The 1,333-nt window shown below is 41.7% G+C and carries 2 protein-coding genes; both read right to left on the bottom strand.

Annotation, left to right across the window (positions count from 1 at the left end; all coding sequences use genetic code 11):
- Window positions 1-84: 84 nt before the first annotated feature.
- Window positions 85-906, bottom strand: a complete 822-nt coding sequence (locus DXA87_RS17700; protein WP_242990755.1) for an IS3 family transposase — start codon at window positions 904-906, stop codon at window positions 85-87.
- Window positions 896-1,243, bottom strand: coding sequence for a transposase (locus tag DXA87_RS18585; RefSeq protein WP_242990757.1), 348 nt, complete (start codon window positions 1,241-1,243; stop codon window positions 896-898). Before DXA87_RS18585 ends, DXA87_RS17700 begins: the two co-directional genes overlap by 11 nt.
- Window positions 1,244-1,333 lie beyond the last annotated feature (90 nt).

The raw sequence follows: 1,333 nt of genomic DNA, 5'->3' as shown, positions 1-1,333 counted from the left end.
TATAGTGGTTCAGTTGTCAAGACAAAAATCCAAGCTTTTTATAATGAACTGATATATGTAACTAGGTAGGGGAGAAAATCCCCCTTAGGCTGCGTGATCATCCAGTAACAGGATTGGATAATAGCAGGATGCCGGTGTCTGATTATTGAGTGCGGAATGACAACGTTCAAAGTTGTATGTATGCACATATTTCCCAATAGCCTTCCTTGCTTCTCGGATATTGTTGTATTGAGTCAGATATGCTTCCTCGTACTTGAAACTCCGGAACCATCGTTCGATCATGATATTGTCAGCCCACCGGCTTTTACCATCCATGCTTTGACGGATCTGGTTCTCTTTGAGGAAATTCATGTACTCATTGCTTGTAAACTGACAGCCCTGATCCGAATTCAGGATAACAGGTTTTGCCACCATAAACGCCTTTTTTAACGCAGTTATGACCATTCTGGTATCCAGAGTATCATCGACTTCCCAGCCAACGATACAGCGGCTGTACCAGTCAATCACAGCGGTCAGATACAGGAATCCACGCTTAATGGGGATGTATGTAATGTCGATTGACCATGCCTGATTTGGACGGTCGATAACGGCGTTACGTAGCAGATACGGGCAGACTTTAGCCTGTTGCATACGTTTAGAAAGGTTCATTTTTGGATAGATTGGATCGATCCCCATTTCATTCATATAACGGCGCATTTTCCGGCGGCCAACCTGATACCCACGTTTCTTCAGTTGGGCAGACAATTGTCGTGCTCCCCAGGCCGGGTTATCCGTGTGTAAACGATCTATGATTGATTTGCAATCTAACTCCTCCTGAGATATGGGCGTGCCCTTGTAATACACACTGGTACGGTTGATATCAAGAAGCGCAGTTCCTGTTTTAACTGGAAGTTCTTTAGTCTTCAAAAGGTTTTGGACTAAATTTACTCTCGTAGTCAGGTCCAAGTGTTTCTTCAGATTTTTTTTTCAACCAATCCACCTGCATGGTGAGCTGGCCAACTTTTTTCGCATATTCAGCTTTTTCCTTGCGCTCTAAAGCAAGTTTTTCTTTTAGATTATCCTCTCGGGTGTCATCAAAAACCACGGATGCTTTATCGAGGAACTCCTTCTTCCAGTTGCGAAGAAGATTCGGCTGAATATTGTTTTCGGTTGCGATTGTATTTAAGTCTTTTTCTCCTTTGAGCAGTTCAATCACTAATTCTGATTTGAATTTGGCTGAGAGATTTCTTCTTGTTCGAGACATAATAAAAATCCTTCTTTCTGTAGTGTTTACAGTATATCAGATTCATTAAGAAATGTCTCTTGAAGTGTCTTAAATTACGATACCATTATA

It is taken from the genome of Desulfotomaculum sp. OF05-3 (assembly GCF_003435535.1).
GTDB lineage: Bacteria > Bacillota > Clostridia > Lachnospirales > Lachnospiraceae > Pilosibacter > Pilosibacter fragilis.
Note: the sequence above shows the minus strand (reverse complement) of the source record. Positions and strands in the feature narration are given on the sequence as shown.

What these genes read in the sequence shown, in the direction of transcription:
- DXA87_RS18585 (WP_242990757.1), bottom strand. Translation starts at nt 1,243, where the DNA reads ATGTCTCGAACAAGAAGAAATCTCTCAGCCAAATTCAAATCAGAATTA.